Source organism: Corallococcus carmarthensis, from assembly GCF_003611695.1.
Lineage (GTDB): Bacteria > Myxococcota > Myxococcia > Myxococcales > Myxococcaceae > Corallococcus > Corallococcus carmarthensis.
Genome location: NZ_RAWE01000021.1, coordinates 58,926 through 75,185, shown reverse-complemented (window position 1 = coordinate 75,185; position 16,260 = coordinate 58,926). Strand labels below are relative to the sequence as shown.

Annotated in this window: 12 protein-coding genes; 10 read left to right on the top strand and 2 right to left on the bottom strand. The window is 68.4% G+C overall.

What is annotated here, in order from left to right; translation table 11 throughout:
• The first annotated feature begins 79 nt into the window (after positions 1 to 79).
• From D7X32_RS08895 to D7X32_RS08850, 10 genes are all read left to right on the top strand, one after another.
• Entirely contained in the window at positions 80 to 421 is a 342-nt protein-coding gene (locus D7X32_RS08895) for a c-type cytochrome (RefSeq protein ID WP_120602082.1), read from the top strand.
• Between the two features lie 50 nt (positions 422 to 471).
• Entirely contained in the window at positions 472 to 792 is a 321-nt protein-coding gene (locus D7X32_RS08890; protein WP_120602081.1) for a hypothetical protein, read from the top strand.
• Between the two features lie 193 nt (positions 793 to 985).
• The gene (locus D7X32_RS08885; RefSeq protein WP_120602080.1) at positions 986 to 1,633 is read left to right on the top strand and encodes a hypothetical protein; all 648 of its coding nucleotides are present in this window, start codon (positions 986 to 988) and stop codon (positions 1,631 to 1,633) included.
• Positions 1,634 to 1,699: 66 nt separating this feature from the next.
• Positions 1,700 to 2,128, top strand: a complete 429-nt coding sequence (locus D7X32_RS08880; RefSeq protein WP_120602079.1) for a c-type cytochrome — start codon at positions 1,700 to 1,702, stop codon at positions 2,126 to 2,128.
• Positions 2,128 to 6,525 carry a DUF4114 domain-containing protein gene (locus D7X32_RS08875; RefSeq protein ID WP_120602078.1) on the top strand — a complete coding sequence of 1,466 codons (4,398 nt, stop codon included), beginning with the start codon at positions 2,128 to 2,130 and terminating at the stop codon, positions 6,523 to 6,525. Before D7X32_RS08880 ends, D7X32_RS08875 begins: the two co-directional genes overlap by 1 nt.
• Before the next feature lie 26 nt (positions 6,526 to 6,551).
• Positions 6,552 to 7,025, top strand: a complete 474-nt coding sequence (locus D7X32_RS08870; RefSeq protein ID WP_244238920.1) for a pilus assembly protein — start codon at positions 6,552 to 6,554, stop codon at positions 7,023 to 7,025.
• Positions 7,022 to 8,251, top strand: coding sequence for a PilW family protein (locus D7X32_RS08865; protein WP_120602076.1), 1,230 nt, complete (start codon positions 7,022 to 7,024; stop codon positions 8,249 to 8,251). Before D7X32_RS08870 ends, D7X32_RS08865 begins: the two co-directional genes overlap by 4 nt.
• A complete protein-coding gene (locus D7X32_RS08860) occupies positions 8,248 to 8,943 on the top strand; it encodes a pilus assembly FimT family protein (protein WP_120602075.1) in 696 nt (231 codons plus the stop codon). Before D7X32_RS08865 ends, D7X32_RS08860 begins: the two co-directional genes overlap by 4 nt.
• 168 nt (positions 8,944 to 9,111) lie before the next feature.
• Positions 9,112 to 12,696, top strand: coding sequence for a transcription-repair coupling factor (mfd, locus tag D7X32_RS08855; protein WP_120602074.1), 3,585 nt, complete (start codon positions 9,112 to 9,114; stop codon positions 12,694 to 12,696).
• 35 nt (positions 12,697 to 12,731) lie between these two features.
• Entirely contained in the window at positions 12,732 to 13,460 is a 729-nt protein-coding gene (locus D7X32_RS08850; RefSeq protein WP_120602073.1) for a DUF2652 domain-containing protein, read from the top strand.
• Between the two features lie 9 nt (positions 13,461 to 13,469).
• Here D7X32_RS08850 and argE read toward each other — a convergent pair whose 3' ends face one another.
• Positions 13,470 to 14,612, bottom strand: coding sequence for an acetylornithine deacetylase (gene argE, locus D7X32_RS08845; RefSeq protein WP_120602072.1), 1,143 nt, complete (start codon positions 14,610 to 14,612; stop codon positions 13,470 to 13,472).
• Between the two features lie 97 nt (positions 14,613 to 14,709).
• On the bottom strand, positions 14,710 to 16,119 hold the full coding sequence (locus D7X32_RS08840; RefSeq protein ID WP_120602071.1) for a hypothetical protein: 1,410 nt from the start codon (positions 16,117 to 16,119) through the stop codon (positions 14,710 to 14,712).
• Positions 16,120 to 16,260: the final 141 nt, after the last annotated feature.

The window sequence follows — 16,260 nt, the reverse complement described above, 5'->3', positions numbered from 1 at the left end:
ATAGCCACGCCCTTCTGGCCCCGCGCCGGTTCCTGAGCGCGTGGCTATACTGGCCTCCCCCTCCCCCTGGAGACCGTGCATGACCCCGCGGTGGTGCCTGCTGTCCGCCCTCTTGTTGTCGTGCGCCCCGGCCGCCTCCCACGCCGAGGACGCCGCGGCCCTCTGGGACAAGAGCTGCAAGAACTGCCACGGCCCGGATGGCCGCGCCCAGACGCGCATGGGCCAGAAGGAGTCCATCCCCGACATGACCCGGGCCTCCTGGCAGAAGGCGGAGTCGGACAAGGAGATCCGCGGGGTCATCGCCAACGGCTCCTCCCACAACCCCAAGATGAAGGCCTACAAGGACCGGCTCTCCCCGGAGCAGATGGACGCCCTGGTGGGATACATCCGCACCTTCAAGCCCCAGGAGAAGGCCCCGTGAATAACCCCTCGCGCCCGGGCGTCGTGGGGATTGGGAGAATCGGAGCCGCCATGAAGACCCTCACCGTCGCCATCGTGTTCTGCCTGTCCATGGTCAGCCTCTTCACGTCGGTGCGCGCCGACGCCAACGCCTTCCCCCGCCTGGAGCCGGGCGTCTCCCAGCCGGTGGCGCTGATGCCCAAGGGCGGTGACGGCAAGGGCGGTGGCAAGGGCGGCAGCGACGGCGGCAAGGGCGGCGGCGAGGAGGACGAGGAGGAGTACCGCCAGCAGACCCGCGCCCTCTCCCAGAAGGCCGCCCTGGAGCTGGTGGACCCCGGCGTCCTGGACGACATGCTCCGCCTGCGCGCCGCCGTGCGCGGCGGCCAGCGCTGACGCCGCGCACCTACCTCGCAAGAATGAGGGGGCTCGCAAAGTTTGCGGAGCCCCCTGACGTCAGACGGCACCCTCCCGGATCGCGGACACCCCTTATTCCGAAGGGTTGAGCGCCGGAATTCCCGGCACGAGGCTTGCTGTTCAGGGGCTCCCAAGCCGTGCCTCCCCCCAGGGGCACGTGAAGGAGTCCCCGATGGTGCGCCGTCCAAGCCCCCGCCGCCAGCCCCGCGGCTTCACGCTCCTGCTCGCGCTGGGGGTGGTCGCCGTCGTGACGATGGCGGTGATGCTCAGCTTCAGCGTGGTGGGTCGCGAGGCCGACAGCCAGGCGGACACCCGCCGCCAGAAGCAGGCCTTCTTCGCCGCCGAGGCGGGCCTGGCCGAGGGGCGCGAGCGGGTGCGCCTCATCATGGCCAACGCCAGCAATCTCAACGAGCTCACCATCGACCTTCGCGCGACCCTGGGTTCCCCGGTCGTCGACATCCCGGGTCTGGGCTCCCCGAGCCGTCCCTACTTCGAGCTGCTCCCGCCCGGCGGTGGCAACACGTGGAACAACTACGAGTTGCTCAAGACCACCCTGGAGACCTCCGAGATTCCCGCCGGCGTCGACTACCCGGAGCAGCGCAACGTGCGCTACCGCGTCTTCGTGCGGGACGACGAGGACGGTGAGCTCAGCCGGGAGATCGACAGCAACCGCCAGCTGTGGATCGTCTCCGTGGCCGAGGTGGCCAACGCCAATGGCCGTCCGACGCGCGCGGTGGTCCAGGCGCTCGTGACCAACACGAACACCGAGCTGATCGTCACCCCCGGCTGCCCCACCAAGATTGACTGCGGCAACATCTAGCGTCTTGCGAGCGGTGGCACCGCCACATCCCTTTTTCCAGAAACCCTGCCGTCCCCCGAGCCCCCCATGAAACGCCTGACTCCCCTGCTGCTCCTGCTCCCGGCGCTCGCCAGCGCCCAGGACCGAGGCGAACTGGCCTTCAACAAGGCCTGCGCCAAATGCCATCCAGCCGAGGCGCAGAAGCGCTCCTTCGGCGAGCGCGGGCCCTCCGGTCCCCCCATGTCGCTGGTGCTCCAGAAGAAGAACCTGGAGCAGATCCGCACGTGGACCGTGGCCCCGCACCGCATCAACCCGAAGACCGCCTGTGACACGCGGCTGCTGGCCGCCGACGAAATGGACGCGCTGCTGAGCTTCCTGGCGACGGTGACGGTGCCCACGCCGCCGCCGCGCCGGATGCTCCTCCGGCAGCAGTTGGAGCAGGGCGGTACGAAGCCCGTTCGTGAGAAGCCCGAAGACAAGCCGAAGTCCCAGCCCAAGACCCAGGGGAAGAAGTGATGCGGACGCTCTACAAGGGGCTCTTGGCCCTGACGCTGACGATTTCGTCACCGGCCCTGACGGCCACGACAGGCCAGCTGTGCCGGAACGACCTGGACAACGACGTCCAGGGTGACTTCAAGCTCGGGCCGGATGGACTCACCGTCAGCAACAACACCATCGTGCTGCGGACCGACGGCCGCCTCCAGCTCAACACCAACCTCAAGAAGCTGGACTCGGAGAACATCGCCTTCCCGTTCGACCAGCGCGTCACCATCAGCTACGTGTACGAGTCCGCCGGTGCGTCGCACGCGCTCGGCTACATGTACCTGGATGACGTGAAGGCCCGCGGCTACGCGGACGCGAACGGCAACCTCGTCGACAAGAACAACAACGGCATCCTCGACCTGCACGAGGCCCTCTACAACCTGACGCCGGCGGACGACACCACCCTGACCAACAAGTACATCGGCGTGCTGCCGCGCCGCTGTGACAAGACCTTCACGTCCGGAGGCATCAAGTACAACCATCCCGAACTGGCGATGGACAAGGACTGCAACGAGAAGTTCGAGTCCCAGGTCGACACCACGGACGCGCGGCCGGGGCGCACGTCTGGCGCGTACAACATCAACACGGACTGGGTGGGCAAGCAGATGCGCCTCGGTCAGCGGTGGGATGACGACGAGAACAAGTGGGTCGACGACATCGACGACCCCAAGGACCTGTCGGACAACGATGCGTCCGACCGGGGCCTGTTCCCCCACATCCCCAACCTGCTGGAGCCGAGCGCCGCCGCCAACAACTACCTGGGCCTGGGGCGCATGGTCTTCCTGCTGGTGGATGACGACAGCGACAAGGACGTCTTCCGCAAGCTCGGCCCCCTGGCGGATGACTCCGAGGACAACGACGGCGTGCCGGACTACGACGTCTCCAAGTACGACTACCGCGGCCTCGAGCAGTCGGTGAACCCCGACCCCGGCATCACCGCCCGCGACCGTACGGTGGACCTGGGCCTCATCGAGGGCGGCAAGGAGATCGTCTTCTTCGCGGTCGTCTACTACGACACCCGCCACAACCTGGACAACGACACGGTCGCGCCGTGCCTCAAGCGCCAGAAGTACGCGAACAACGCCGCGGAGGACGGCAAGTGCCTGCTGCACCTGCGCACGTCCGTCTCCGTGTTCTTCTCCAAGGCCACCTGGAACATGGATCAGAACTTCCTGGCGCCCGCGGACAACAAGGTGGCTGAGCGCAACATCGGTTGCGAGTACTCCGACCAGTGCAGCGCGCCCACGTACAAGAACGCCTGCACCATCAAGGGCACCAGCGACAAGGCCTGCGGCTGGCTGGACAATGGCACCCTCCAGCGCCTGAACACGAACACCTACAACAACCTGGCCATGCCCAAGGAGCGCGTGACGGTGCTGCGTCCGGGCACGGATCTCACCGACCCGGACGCGGCGAAGGCGCTCGACCGCATGAACTACATGCCCCACGTCATCGTGGGCGCGCCCACCACCGACCCCTTCCGGTGGATCCTCGGCTTCGAGGACCTCAACGGCGGTGGCGACCGCGACTTCAACGACATCGTGTTCCTCATCAACAAGGAGAACGGCGGTGGCGCCAAGTCCAACACCATCACCTCCAACGTGATGAACGCGGACGGCGACAAGCCCGGTCAGAACTTCACCATCACCAAGGTGCGCTTCCGCCGTCAGGACGACGTCGCGCCCTACGCGATTCCCGGTCCCCCTCCCTCGGGGATCCGCGCCGGCTGCACCAAGGCGCCTTGCTGGACCGAGTCGGCCTTGAACGCCTGCACGTCGACCGGCGTCCTGCCCACCATCAACTACTCGATCGCGGTGGACTGCCGCATCTACGACCCGGTCCTGAGCAAGTACGACCCCAACCCCAACCCCACCTGGGTGCCCGTCGTCTTCCCGACCCAGACTCCCGCTGCCCAGGAGGTGGAGATCGACGTCCTGGCGCTGGGCCTCACCGGTTCGCAGCTGTGCTGGAAGGTGGACATCAGCAGCCCCAACGAGAACTGCCGCCCCATCATCGACGACGTGGACATCGGCTATCAGGCCGTGCGCGCGGGCGCCTATTCGCGCGCCACCCCCACCACGGTGGGCAACGTGCTCATGTGGGGCGTGAACGAGACGCCGGGACAGAACTGGGGCGTGGGCTGGAGCTCCGCGGCGGGCAGCCTGCCCTCCCCCGGTATCCGCGCCTATGACAGCGCCAAGGACTACACCCTGCGCGGCCGGCTGTACCTCCAGTCCATCTACGACCCGGAGAACCTCACGGTCACCACGAACGAGGAGCAGTGGGAGTCAGGCCGCGTGATGGCCCTGTCCCTGGCCGGCTCCGACCCGCGCAACCGCAAGATCTACACCATGAACAGCGCGGGGGATCGCAAGGAGGTCAAGGAGCTGGCCAAGACCAGCGAGGGCGCGGCCGCGGGCGCGCTGTTCCCGGACATCCTCTGCAACGACTACAGCGAGATCGACCGTCGCTACCCGTATGACATGAACAACGACGGCATCTGCGGCACCCCCACCATCCTGCTCCCCGTGGGCACGGACAAGTACATCCCCGGCGACAAGAACGACCGCGACTTCCTGGTGGACTGGCTGTACGGCTTCGAGAACCGGCACCCCGCTTCGGGCAGCAACGAGCGCCGGCCCTGGTCCATGGGCGGCATCAACCTGTCCACCGTGGCCGTGGCCGTCCCGCCGTATCAGAACGCCTGGTACCAGAACGCGAAGGCCAGCGAGCGCGACCTCTACTTCAAGAACTTCATGACCCCCCTGAAGGAACGCAGCAGCATCGCCTTCGTGGGGACCATGACCGGCGTGCTCCACGCCTTCGACACGGGCGAGTACCGCGCGGCGCTGAACGACGGGTGCGTGAGCAACCAGTACCGGGGTTACTTCGTCCCGGACAGCTGCGGCACGCCGTCCAACCCCGCGGACCGCAAGTACGGCAACGGCGGTGAAGTCTTCTCGTACATGCCCAACCTGATGATGGGCCAGTACCGCAACCAGTACGTGCGCTTCCGCAACTCCGGCACCCTCGTGCGTCCCACGATGGATGCCTCGCCCTCCATCGCCAACGTGGACCTGGGTGACAAGAACGACTGGAACGCAACCATCAAGTACACCTGGACCCCGCTGACGACGGCGAACAAGAAGCAGGGCGCCAAGACGGTGCTCGTCTCCGCGACGGGCAAGGGCTCGCCGGTGATCTTCTCGCTCGACGTCACGGATCCGAAGAAGTCGTGGTACCCCCTGCCCCTGTGGGAGTTCAGCCTTACGGACGTCCCCATGGCCTCGTACTTCACCGCGGCGCGGACGGCGACCCCCTCCCTGCTGCTGCCGGACAACAGCGGTTCGCGGCACGCCCCCAACGTCGCCCGCATCTCCTGGGGTTCGGCGGATGACAAGGACCGGCGCTGGGTCTCGGTGGTGGGCACGGACTACACCCCGGCCAGCAAGCGCGCGGGCACCGTGTACCTGCTCGACATGAAGACGGGCCGTCCGCTCGAGTACGGGTCGGATCCGAAGGGTCAGTACGCGGGCGTCATCACCCTGGAAGAGGGCTCCGGCATCGCCGCGGAGTCCATGATGTTGGACCTGGACCGGGACGGCAGCTACGACGTGATCTACGTCCCCACCACGTCAGGCAGCGTCTGGCGCATCAACCTCAAGTCGGTGACCCCGACCGCGACGAACGCGGGCAACCAGGTCAAGAAGTGCATGGTGGCGCATGCCTCCAGGGCCCTGCTGAACCACCCCGACGCCAACCAGACGTCGCTGGAACTCCAGCAGCTCTACTCCAGCATGGCGCTGCAGATGGTCACCACCCAGACGGGGCCGGCGGTGCGGTTCTACTTCGGCACGAGCGACAATCCGGATGAGTACTCGGACGGCTTCGACGAGGCGGATCCCACCAAGCCCACCTACCAGTACCACCTGCTCGCGTTCGAGGACACGGACCCCAGCGGCAGCAAGCCGTGCGCGGAGCTCAACCCCCTCTGGGTGCAGAAGCTGGATCCGGGCCAGAAGCTGTGGGGCGGTGTGACGCTCAACGCGGACAAGGTCTATGCCGCTACCGCGGCGGGCCAGGCCGCGGACATCTGCAACCTGAGCGACACGACGAAGGGCCACTCGTACGTCGCCTCCCAGTCCACGGGCACCATGCTGTCCAACACGGAGAACGACGACCACTCCATCGTCGCGCCCATCATCCACGACGGCTTCATCCTGCAGGGAACAGTGACCGGAAAGATCAAGTCGACCAACACGGCCGCGAACCCGACCGGGAAGCACAACAACCCGACCGGCACCGGTGGCGTTCCCCGCTCGCAGATCATGATGTGGGAGCCGCTGCCCGACGGGAGACTGCCGCAATGAAGCAGCGTGCCTCACGAGGCGTCACCATGTTGGAGGTCATGACCACGATGGCGGTCATGCTGCTGGGCGTCGCGGCGGCCATGACCGTCGTGAGCCAGACGACCCTCTCCAACCGGCGCACGCTGACCGCCAACCAGGCGCAGGTGATCGCGGAACAGGCCCTGGAGCAGATGCTGACGGAGGGGTGCCAGTCCGCGACCTGCACCAACCTGAAGGACAAGACCTACACCCTCTGGCAGACGGCCGCGGGCGCCTTGCGGACCACGGCGCCCGCGCCGAGCCTGGTGGCGAGGATGTACACGGTGAATGTGGACGTGGACAATCCGAAGGAGGCCAGCACCATGGAAGGGGCCAAGCTGGGCTCGCCGCCCCTCGACCGCATCGTCGTGGCGGGAGAGATCGGCACCATCGTGAACGTGCGCGTGTCCGTGAGCTGGGATGAGCCGGGGATCCGCACGGGCCGGCAGATGGTGGTCCTCCAGACGCGGATGTCCCCATGAAGACCGCCTCCATCCACGGCAGGGGCTTCACGCTCCTCGAGCTGATGATCGCCAGTGCCCTGGGGATCATCGTCATCACCACCGGGTTGGCGGTGGGCGCGCAGATGCAGAAGCGCGCCCTCTTCGAGGAACAGACGATGATGGCGCAGGTGACGGGCCGCGCCGTGAAGGACGTGATCCTCAACGACGTGTGGCGGGCGGGCGTGGGCATGGGCAACACGCCCATCTCCTTCAGCAACACGGACGAACGGTCCGCCATCACGGTCTGGCGCAAGCCCGACCTGACGGCGGGAGTGTTGCCCGCCATGCCCGCGGACCCGACCTTCGTGCAGGCGCCCACCACGGACCTGGCCTCGGATGCCCTCCAGATCTACTGGGGGGAGACGAACGGGGCCCTCACGCTGGCCCAGTGCTTTTCGGGAAAGGTGCGTGACGGCAACACCTTCTGCGCGCCGCCCGCTGCCTCCACGGCCCTGGCTACCCCCGGCCCGACGTCCGCGATCATGGTGAGCGGTGGCACCCGGCTGGCGTGCCCCGTGACCATCACCGGCGTGATTCCGGGTTCGGGCCTCTCCACGTCCACGATCAACATCGACGGAACCCCCACCCCATCCACCGCATGCAACAACACCTCCGCCGCCTGGGCAGCGACGTCGAGCTCCCCCTCCGACGTGGTGAACTGGATGGCCATGCGGCTGGGAGGCGTGACCTACCGGGTGAACTGGAGGAACAACATCCCCACGCTGGAGTACCAGCCCGCGGGGCAGGCCGGCTGGTCGGTGCTGAGCCGTGACGTGGAACAGCTCACCGTGCGCGAGGGAATCATCGACTTCGGCGAGACCGACCACTCGCTGGAGTGGTTCCCCAGTGACGGCACCCTCCCCGCCCCTCCGGTGGCGCACCCGGCCATCTCCGAATGCACGCTGGCGAAGTTCGATACCACGGCCTGCTCGCTGGGAAGTCAGGAGGCGGACGGCTCCGCGGTGGTGCGGCCCGCCACGAATCTGGAGCTGATCAAGAAGTTGCGCCAGCGGGTCCGCCAGCTGGAGGTGACCCTGGTCATCCGGACCCGGCGCGCCAACCAGGACGCGGTCCAGCCCGGAGTGGACGATGAAGGCTTCGTGCGAGACGGCTACAGCCGCCGGCGGTTCACCTTCACGGTCGAGCCCCGCAACTTCATGAGCGTGGGAACGTTCAAGCTGCCGACGGGGGGGGGGACGCCATGAAGAACATGCGAGGCATGACGCTGTTGGAGGTGCTGACGGCCGTCGCGGTCTTGGGAGTGCTCGTCACCCTCGCCGTGACAGGCATGCGGGGCAACATCAGCACCCAGCGTGAAAACACCGCCACGCGCGAGCTGTGGTCGTCCGCGCTGCGAGCACGCCAGCTGGCCATCAGCACGAACCAGCCCGTGCGGTTCGTCGTGGACAGCAACGTCACCCTGCCTGACGGCTTGCAGCACACCGTGGCCCGTTGGGAGCGGCTGAAGTGTGGCACCGACCTCAACACCCCGGATGAGTGGACCGTGGACAACTGTCCCAACCCGGCCTGCCTGGCCACGACCTGCCGCAGCACTCCCGCGTGCTGTAGTGAGACGGGGCCGGACATCGCCATCCCGGCGACCATGAACGCGGCCAACATGCACGGGCTGTGCTTCCTGCCGGGCTCGGGCCGGCCCGCGTTCAACAGCATGAACTGCCTGCAGGGGCTGCTGTCCCAGCCCGCGCAGATCGCCGCCGCCGCGCCGGTGGACAGCTCCATCCAGTTCCGCTTCACCTCCAAGCGCGCCAAGAGCGTGCTGATGGTGGAGCCGCTGACGGGCCTGTCCAGCGTGATGGACTGCGACTCGCTGGCGGCCACCACCACCGACGTCTCCCGCAAGGACGTGCGGCTGGCGGCGGCGTGCCTGGTGCCCTGAGCGGGTGATGCCTCGCGCCCGGGGGCCCTTCCAGGTCCCGGGCGCGCCTGCGCCTCCCTGCCCAGCGGCCGTCCCGCTGTTCTTGAAGACCTGACACGGATCCGCATCCAGCGTTGATTTGGGACAGGGCGCACCCTAATTAGCCGAGGGCCCCACACGGGCCCCCGAATGGATACCTCCCTCCCTCCGAAGTCCGACGGCACGTCCTGGCCCGGCGGCCCCCCCTCTCCCTCGGGTGATGCCTTCGCCCGGCTCCTGGCTTCCCTGCGCGCGGGGCACCGTGCGCGGACGCAGGGGGTGAAGGGCGCGGCGCGCGGCCACCTGCTCGCCCGCCTGCACCGCGAGCTGCGCGCGCCCCTGGTGTGCGTGGCCGTGGATGAAGAAGCGGCGGACGCGCTCGCGCACGACCTGGCCTTCTTCCTGGGCGGCACCGGCAGCCTGCTGGAGCCGCGCGTGCTGCGGCTGCCCGCGGACGAGGTGCTTCCGTACGACGAGCTGTCACCGGAGGCAGGCCCCATCACGGAGCGGCTGGGCGCGCTGTTCCACCTGGCGCGCGGCACGCCCTTCCCCGCGCTGGTGCTGTCCCTGCGCGCGCTGCACCGCCGCGTGCTGCCGCTGGCGGTGATGGAGGAGCTGGCCCAGCGCGTGGAGGTGGGCCAGGACTTCGACCGGGACTCGCTGGCGCGGAAGCTTTCGCTGATGGGCTACCAGAACAGCCCGCTGGTGGAGGACAAGGGCACCTTCAGCGTGCGCGGCGGCCTGCTGGACGTCTTCAGCCCGTTGTACGAACGGCCGGTGCGCCTGGAGTTCTTCGGGGACACCATCGAGTCCATCCGCGTCTTCGACCCGGAGTCGCAGCGCACCGTGGACGCGCTGAAGACCGTGGACCTGGTGCCCGCGCGCGAGCTGCTGCTCACCGACGACACGCGCCCGCGCGCGGAGGCCGCCGCCCGCGCGGTGGCGGACCGCATCAACCTGCCCACCATCAAGCTGCGCGAGCGGCTGGAAGCGCTGCGGGAAGGGCTGCCGGGCTTCGGCCTGGAGGGGCTCCTGCCCGGCTTCTTCGAGGGTGGCCTGGCCACGGTGTTCGACTACCTGCGCGCGTGGGCGCCGGAGCCCGTCGTCTACCTGGACGACCCGGTGGGGCTGGACCGCGCCCTGGAGGAGCTGTCGGCGGAGCTGGCGAAGGGCGTGGAGGAAGCGGACGCGCGCCAGGACCTCACCTATCCGCCAGAGCACCACTTCCTCACGCGCGAGGGCGTGGCGGCGGGCCTCCAGGCCCTGCGCGTGGTGGAGGGCGGAGGCCTGTCGCTCTCGCAGTCCGAAGTGCCCGTGGCCTTCACCTTCGGCACGACGCAGGACCTGCGCGAGGCCATCCTCGCGCACCACGGTGAGGAGGGCGCGCTCACCCCGCTGGTGGAGCGGCTCCAGCGCTGGCGCGACACCGGCGTGGCGTGCGCGGTGGCGTGCGGCACCTTGAGCCAGGCGGACCGGCTCAAGCGGCTGCTGCTGGACCGGTCCGTGATGGTGAAGGTGCACACCGAACCCTTGCAGGACCCGGCGAAGCTCTACGAGCCGGCGGTGTGGGCGCACCTGTTCACCGGCGAGGTGAGCCACGGCTTCACCGACCCCGAAGGCCGGCTGGCGGTGCTCGCGGATGAAGAGATCTTCGGCGTCCGTTCCCGCCGCCGCGTCAAGCGCAGCAAGAAGCTGGACGCGTTCGCCGCGGGCTTCAAGGACCTGAAGGAAGGTGACCTCATCGTCCACACCGACTTCGGCATCGGGCGCTACGCGGGCCTGACGAAGATGGAGGTGCAGGGCGTGCCGGGGGACTTCCTCGTCCTGGAGTACGCGGGGCGGGACAAAATCTATCTGCCGGTGGGCCGCATGCGGCTCATCCAGAAGTTCACCGGCGGCGACCCGGAGAAGGTCCAGCTGGACAAGCTGGGCACGACGAGCTGGGAGAAGACGAAGAAGCGCGTCAAGGAGCAGCTGCTCAAGATGGCGGCGGAGCTGTTGCAGATGGCCGCCGCGCGCAAGGCGCACCCGGGCTACGCGTTCGGTCCGCCGGACCGCTACTTCGCCCAGTTCGAAGCGGACTTCGAGTTCGACGAGACGCCGGACCAGGCGAAGGCCATCGAGGACGTGCTGTCGGACATGCAGAAGGCGCAGCCAATGGACCGGCTCGTCTGCGGCGACGTGGGCTACGGCAAGACGGAGGTGGCGATGCGCGCCGCCTTCAAGGCCACGTTGGACCGCAAGCAGGTGGCGGTGCTGGTGCCCACCACGGTGCTGGCGCAGCAGCACTTCCACTCGTTCAAGAAGCGCTTCAAGGACTACCCCGTCACGGTGGAGGTGATTTCCGGCATCCGCAAGCCGCCGGAGATCCGCGACATCCTCCGCCGCGCCAAGGAGGGCAAGGTCGACATCGTCATCGGCACGCACAAGCTGCTGGCGGGCGACGTGTCCTTCAAGGACCTGGGGCTGCTGGTGGTGGACGAGGAGCAGCGCTTCGGCGTGAAGCAGAAGGAGGCGCTCAAGCGGCTGCGCACGCAGGTGGACGTGCTGACGCTGACGGCGACGCCCATCCCCCGCACGCTGCACATGAGCATGTCCGGCGTGCGCGACATGAGCATCATCGCCACGCCGCCGCAGGACCGCCGGGCCATCCGCACCTTCGTGATGAAGTACGACGAGGCCGTCATCAAGGAGTCCGTGGAACGCGAAATCGCCCGCGGAGGCCAGGTCTTCTTCGTGCACAACCGCGTGGAATCCCTGCCCTCCATGGAGCAGGAGCTGAAGAAGCTCTTGCCCAACGTCTCCATTGGCGTGGCGCACGGCCAGATGGGCGAGGGGCAGCTGGAGAAGGTGATGCTCCAGTTCACGGAGCACAAGTACCAGGTGCTGCTGTGCACCAGCATCATCGAGAGCGGCATCGACATCTCCAGCGCCAACACGATGATCGTCAACCGCGCGGACCAGTTCGGCCTGGCGCAGCTCTACCAGCTGCGCGGACGCGTGGGCCGCAGCAAGGAGCGCGCGTATGCGTACCTGCTGGTGCCCACCCGCCGCCCGGTGACGAAGGACGCGCAGCGGCGCCTGGAGGTGCTCCAGAACTTCACGGAGCTGGGCGCGGGCTTCTCCATCGCCAGCCACGACCTGGAGATCCGCGGCGCGGGCAACCTGCTGGGCGAGAAGCAGTCCGGCGCCATCGCGGAGATTGGCTTCGACCTGTACGCGCAGCTGATGGAGGAGGCGGTGGCGGAGCTGCAGGGCATGCCGCCCAAGGTGCACGTGGAGCCGGACATCAACCTGCCCATGCCGGCGCTCATCCCCGACGACTACGTGGCGGACGTGCACCAGCGGCTGGTGTTCTACAAGCGCTTCAGCCAGGCCAGCCACCCGGACGAGGTGACGGACCTGCGCGCGGAGCTGGTGGACCGCTACGGCGAGGCACCCGACGAGGTGGACGCCCTCTCCGAGGTGACGCTCCTGAAAATCGACATGCGCGAGCTGCGGCTGCGCGCGCTGGAGGCGGGCCCGGGCCGGCTGTCCCTGGCGCTGGGCGGCGACGCGCTCCTGGACGGCGCGAAGGTGGCGGGGCTGGTGCAGCGCTCCAAGGGCTTCTACCGGCTGACGCCGGACATGAAGCTCATTGCCCGCGTGCCCGCGGAGGTGAAGGGGCACGCCCTGCTGGCGGAGGCGCACAAGATGCTGCGCGACGTGGGCACCTGCGCGATGCCCCGGCACTGACGCGCGTTGGGCGAGTGGGCTAGGCTGGCCGCCGAATGGCGATTGAGAAAGCGCTGTTGCTCATCGCGGACATCGGCGGCTACACCCGCTTCATGCGGCAGCACCGCTTCGGCCTCGCGCACGCGCAGGACACGGTGGCGCAGCTGCTGGAAGCCGTCATTGATGCGTCCGGACGGTTCAAGCTGGCGAAGCTCGAAGGCGACGCGGCCTTCTTCTACGCCGTGGGCGAAGACGTCACGCCGGTGGCCCGGCAGGTCGCGGCCATCCGCCGTGCCTTCCTCGCCCGCAAGGAGGAGCTGGCCCTGGACCGCATGTGCCAGTGCGCCGGGTGCACGCAGGTGGGGGCCCTGACGCTCAAGTTCGTGGCCCACGCCGGTGAAATCGCCTTCCAGAAGGTGAAGCACCTCACGGAGCTTGCGGGGGTGGACGTCATCCTCCTGCACCGGATGCTGAAGAACGACGTGCCCGTGTCCGAGTACGTCCTGATGACGGACGCGGTGCACCAGGGCCTGGAGCCGGAGCTGCGCCAGCTCAGCCAGGGCCTGGAGCATGACTTCGAGGGCATGGGCCGCACGGCGACGCACTACCTGGACCTGAGCACGCTGGTGTCGAGCGTGCCCGCGCCGCGCCCCAACCTGCTGCGCAAGCTGTGGCACAAGCTGACCATGGAGCTGCGCTCGCTGAAGTACGTGCTCGGCTTCAAGGAGGCGTGCGAGGGCTTCCGCAACGTCGAGGTCGTCGACGCCGCGGCAGAGAAGCCCTGAGCGCGGCCGTCAGCGGCCCGTGCAGAAGCGGGCCACGGCCTGCGTGAGCGCGGACTCGCAGCGCACCAGGTCCTCCATGGGGACGAACTCCCCCGTCTGGTGCGCGACGCGGATGTCGCCGGGGCCGAACACCACGGCCTCCGCGCCCAGCTCCGTGAGTTGAGGGGCCTCCGTGCCGAAGGACACCGTTTCGGACGCGTTGCCGCTGACCTCTTCCAGGAAGCGCACCACGTCCGCGTCGCCGCGCGTGTGGACGCCCCGGTCCATGCGCAGCACCTTGATGCGCGCCTCGTAGGCGGGCTCGTCGCGGGTGAGCTCCTGGCGGATGTGCTCCATCATCTCCGGGACGCGCTCGGCGGCCTGGCCGGGGATGGGGCGCCACTCCACGGTGAAGCGGCAGGAACCGGGCAGGACGTTCTTCGCCTTGCCGCCCTGGATGAGGCCCACGTTCACGGTGGTGAAGGGCGGCTGGAAGCCCTCGTCGCGGTCCTCGCGCAGGACGGTGTGGGCCAGCGTCTCCAGCCGGTGCAGGAAACGGCCGGCGCGGAAGATGGCGGACGCGCCCAGCTCCGGGTACGCGCTGTGCCCTTCCTTGCCCAGCACCTCCACCTCCGCCAGGCAGTAGCCCTTGTTGGCGCGCACGGGGATGAGGCGCGTGGGCTCACCGACGATGGCGTGCTTCGCGCGGCCCAGGCCCGCGGCCACCAGCTTCTTCGCGCCCACGAGCCCCACCTCTTCGTCCGCGGTGAGGATGACGAGCAGCGGCGCGTCCAGCTTCGGCAGGTCCTTGCGCGTGGCGGTGTGCAGCGCGCAGGCGATGAAGCCCTTGGTGTCACAGGCGCCGCGGCCGTACAGCTTGCCGTCGCGTTCGGTGAGGCGCAGCGCGTCCGTCCAGGCGGCATCGTAGGGCACGCAGTCGGAGTGGCCCACCAGGGCCAGCGCGGCGCGGTCGGCGTCGCCCTTGCGCGCCACCAGGTTCACCTTCGCCACGCCCGCGTCGTCGGTGTAGTGCTGGCGCTCGGCGGAGAAGCCCGCGGCCTCCAGCCTCGCCTGGGCGTAGTCGATGAGGGGCGCGTTGGGGCGCGAGGACGTGGTGTCCAGCGCCACCAGTTCCGCCAGGGTGGCCCGCAGCGCGGGCAGCGTGTCGCTCATGGGACGGCCTCCAGTCAGGCCACCTCCATGCCACCGCCCGCGCCGCGACGCCAGTGGGCCCGTGGCCCCGGCGTCGCGCGGAGGCCACCGCGGCTGCTTACAGGCCGGACGTGGAACCCGATACGGGCGCCGCGTCCGGGTTGCCCAGTCCCTTGAGGATGGCCGGTTCAGAGGCCGTCACGTGGCCCACGTAGAAGACGCCGTGGTAGCCCTCCAGGTTCGGCGAGCTCCAGGCGTGCACGAAGAAGCGGTCGCCGTTGTCCTTGCCCTTCGTTTCCTTCACGCCGCAGTCCAGCTTGTTGCTTTGCTTGTTCGCCGCGCAGATCCACGCCGTGCCGCTGTCGTAGGCCATGTCCAACGACGTGACGTCGTCGAGCTGGTCCTTCAGCAGGTAGCCCATGGGCATGTACTGCGCGTCCCACGGCAGCCCCTTCGCGGTGCGTGAGTGGATGTTGCCGCTCACCACCAGATGGAAGCGCTCTGGCTTCGCCTTCACCTGCGCCTGCACCGTCTGCGTCAGCGCGTCTTCTCGCTTCTGCCCCGACAGCTTCGGGTGGTCGTAGACGAACACCGCCACGTCCAGCCCCTGCGCTCGCAGCTGGCGCAGCTGCTCCAGCATGTTCGCCACCGCTTCGCTGCCCCGGCCATCCGGGTACGGGCTGCGCCAGAACGGGGCTTCCATCAGCTTGAGCCAGTCCACCTCACCGCCCTGACTCTGGAGGAACGCGGTGATGCGCTCTTCGTTCTCCACCGGCAGCTCCAGGCCCACCGTCACCGGCATGCCGGAGGTGACGAGCTGGCACACCGTCTGCGCGATGAAGCGCGGCACCTCCCGCGTGCCGTGCAGCTCACCCAGCAGCATCACCCCACCCGCCTTCGCCTGCTTCTTCAGCCCGAGGATGGACTGGCCGCACTCGGTGAACGCCGGCGCGGGTTTCGCCACCTGCGGCTGTGCGCTCACCGGCTGCTTCTTCGCGAGCTTGGGCATGACGCCCCGGAACACCCGCCACTCCATGGTCAGGTCCCGCGTGCCCTGCCCTGACTCCATGTAGAACGCGTTCTCTCCCACCGGGAAGGCCAGCCGGGCCGCGTCGTCTTCCGGGCTCAGGGCAACCCCGTCATTGCCACCCGGCCCCCGGAAGACGCCCCAGTCCAGCTCCTTGCCGGGCTGCGACAATGTCTTGTTCACGGACTTGGTGATGCGGGTGATCCACAGCTTGCTCTTCGTCGGCGTCTCCCGCTTGCCGATGACCATGTAGCGGTGCCAGTAGCCCGCGATCTTCGAGCCGCCGAACTCCTGCTTCCACTCGGTCTCCAGCACCAGGCTGCCCCGGTCCTCGCGGTAGGGCAGGTTCGCGTCCGTGAAGTACTCACGGACCGACGGCCACATCTCCTCCAGCGGCACGTCGTAGATGGCCTCGTAGTCCGGCGTCTCCAGCTCCTGACGCCCGGCGCAGCCCACCGCCAGGAGCAACGCCAGCCATGCCACGTTCAACGTCGAGCGCATCCGCAAGGTGCCTCCCTCTCATTCCGCGATGCGCTGAACAACGTTGCGTAAGCGGTGGGCATATCGTGTGCCCGCGAAAAGCCAGAGGCCGCGCGGGCCACCGTCCCGGGTGACTCGCACGGCCCCTGTCATCCCCCTCGG

Coding starts and splice junctions, on each gene's coding strand:
- D7X32_RS08895 (WP_120602082.1), top strand. CDS start 80: ATGACCCCGCGGTGGTGCCTGCTGTCCGCCCTCTTGTTGTCGTGCGCC.
- D7X32_RS08890 (WP_120602081.1), top strand. CDS start 472: ATGAAGACCCTCACCGTCGCCATCGTGTTCTGCCTGTCCATGGTCAGC.
- D7X32_RS08885 (WP_120602080.1), top strand. CDS start 986: ATGGTGCGCCGTCCAAGCCCCCGCCGCCAGCCCCGCGGCTTCACGCTC.
- D7X32_RS08880 (WP_120602079.1), top strand. CDS start 1,700: ATGAAACGCCTGACTCCCCTGCTGCTCCTGCTCCCGGCGCTCGCCAGC.
- D7X32_RS08875 (WP_120602078.1), top strand. CDS start 2,128: ATGCGGACGCTCTACAAGGGGCTCTTGGCCCTGACGCTGACGATTTCG.
- D7X32_RS08870 (WP_244238920.1), top strand. CDS start 6,552: ATGTTGGAGGTCATGACCACGATGGCGGTCATGCTGCTGGGCGTCGCG.
- D7X32_RS08865 (WP_120602076.1), top strand. CDS start 7,022: ATGAAGACCGCCTCCATCCACGGCAGGGGCTTCACGCTCCTCGAGCTG.
- D7X32_RS08860 (WP_120602075.1), top strand. CDS start 8,248: ATGAAGAACATGCGAGGCATGACGCTGTTGGAGGTGCTGACGGCCGTC.
- mfd (WP_120602074.1), top strand. CDS start 9,112: ATGGATACCTCCCTCCCTCCGAAGTCCGACGGCACGTCCTGGCCCGGC.
- D7X32_RS08850 (WP_120602073.1), top strand. CDS start 12,732: ATGGCGATTGAGAAAGCGCTGTTGCTCATCGCGGACATCGGCGGCTAC.
- argE (WP_120602072.1), bottom strand. CDS start 14,612: ATGAGCGACACGCTGCCCGCGCTGCGGGCCACCCTGGCGGAACTGGTG.
- D7X32_RS08840 (WP_120602071.1), bottom strand. CDS start 16,119: ATGCGCTCGACGTTGAACGTGGCATGGCTGGCGTTGCTCCTGGCGGTG.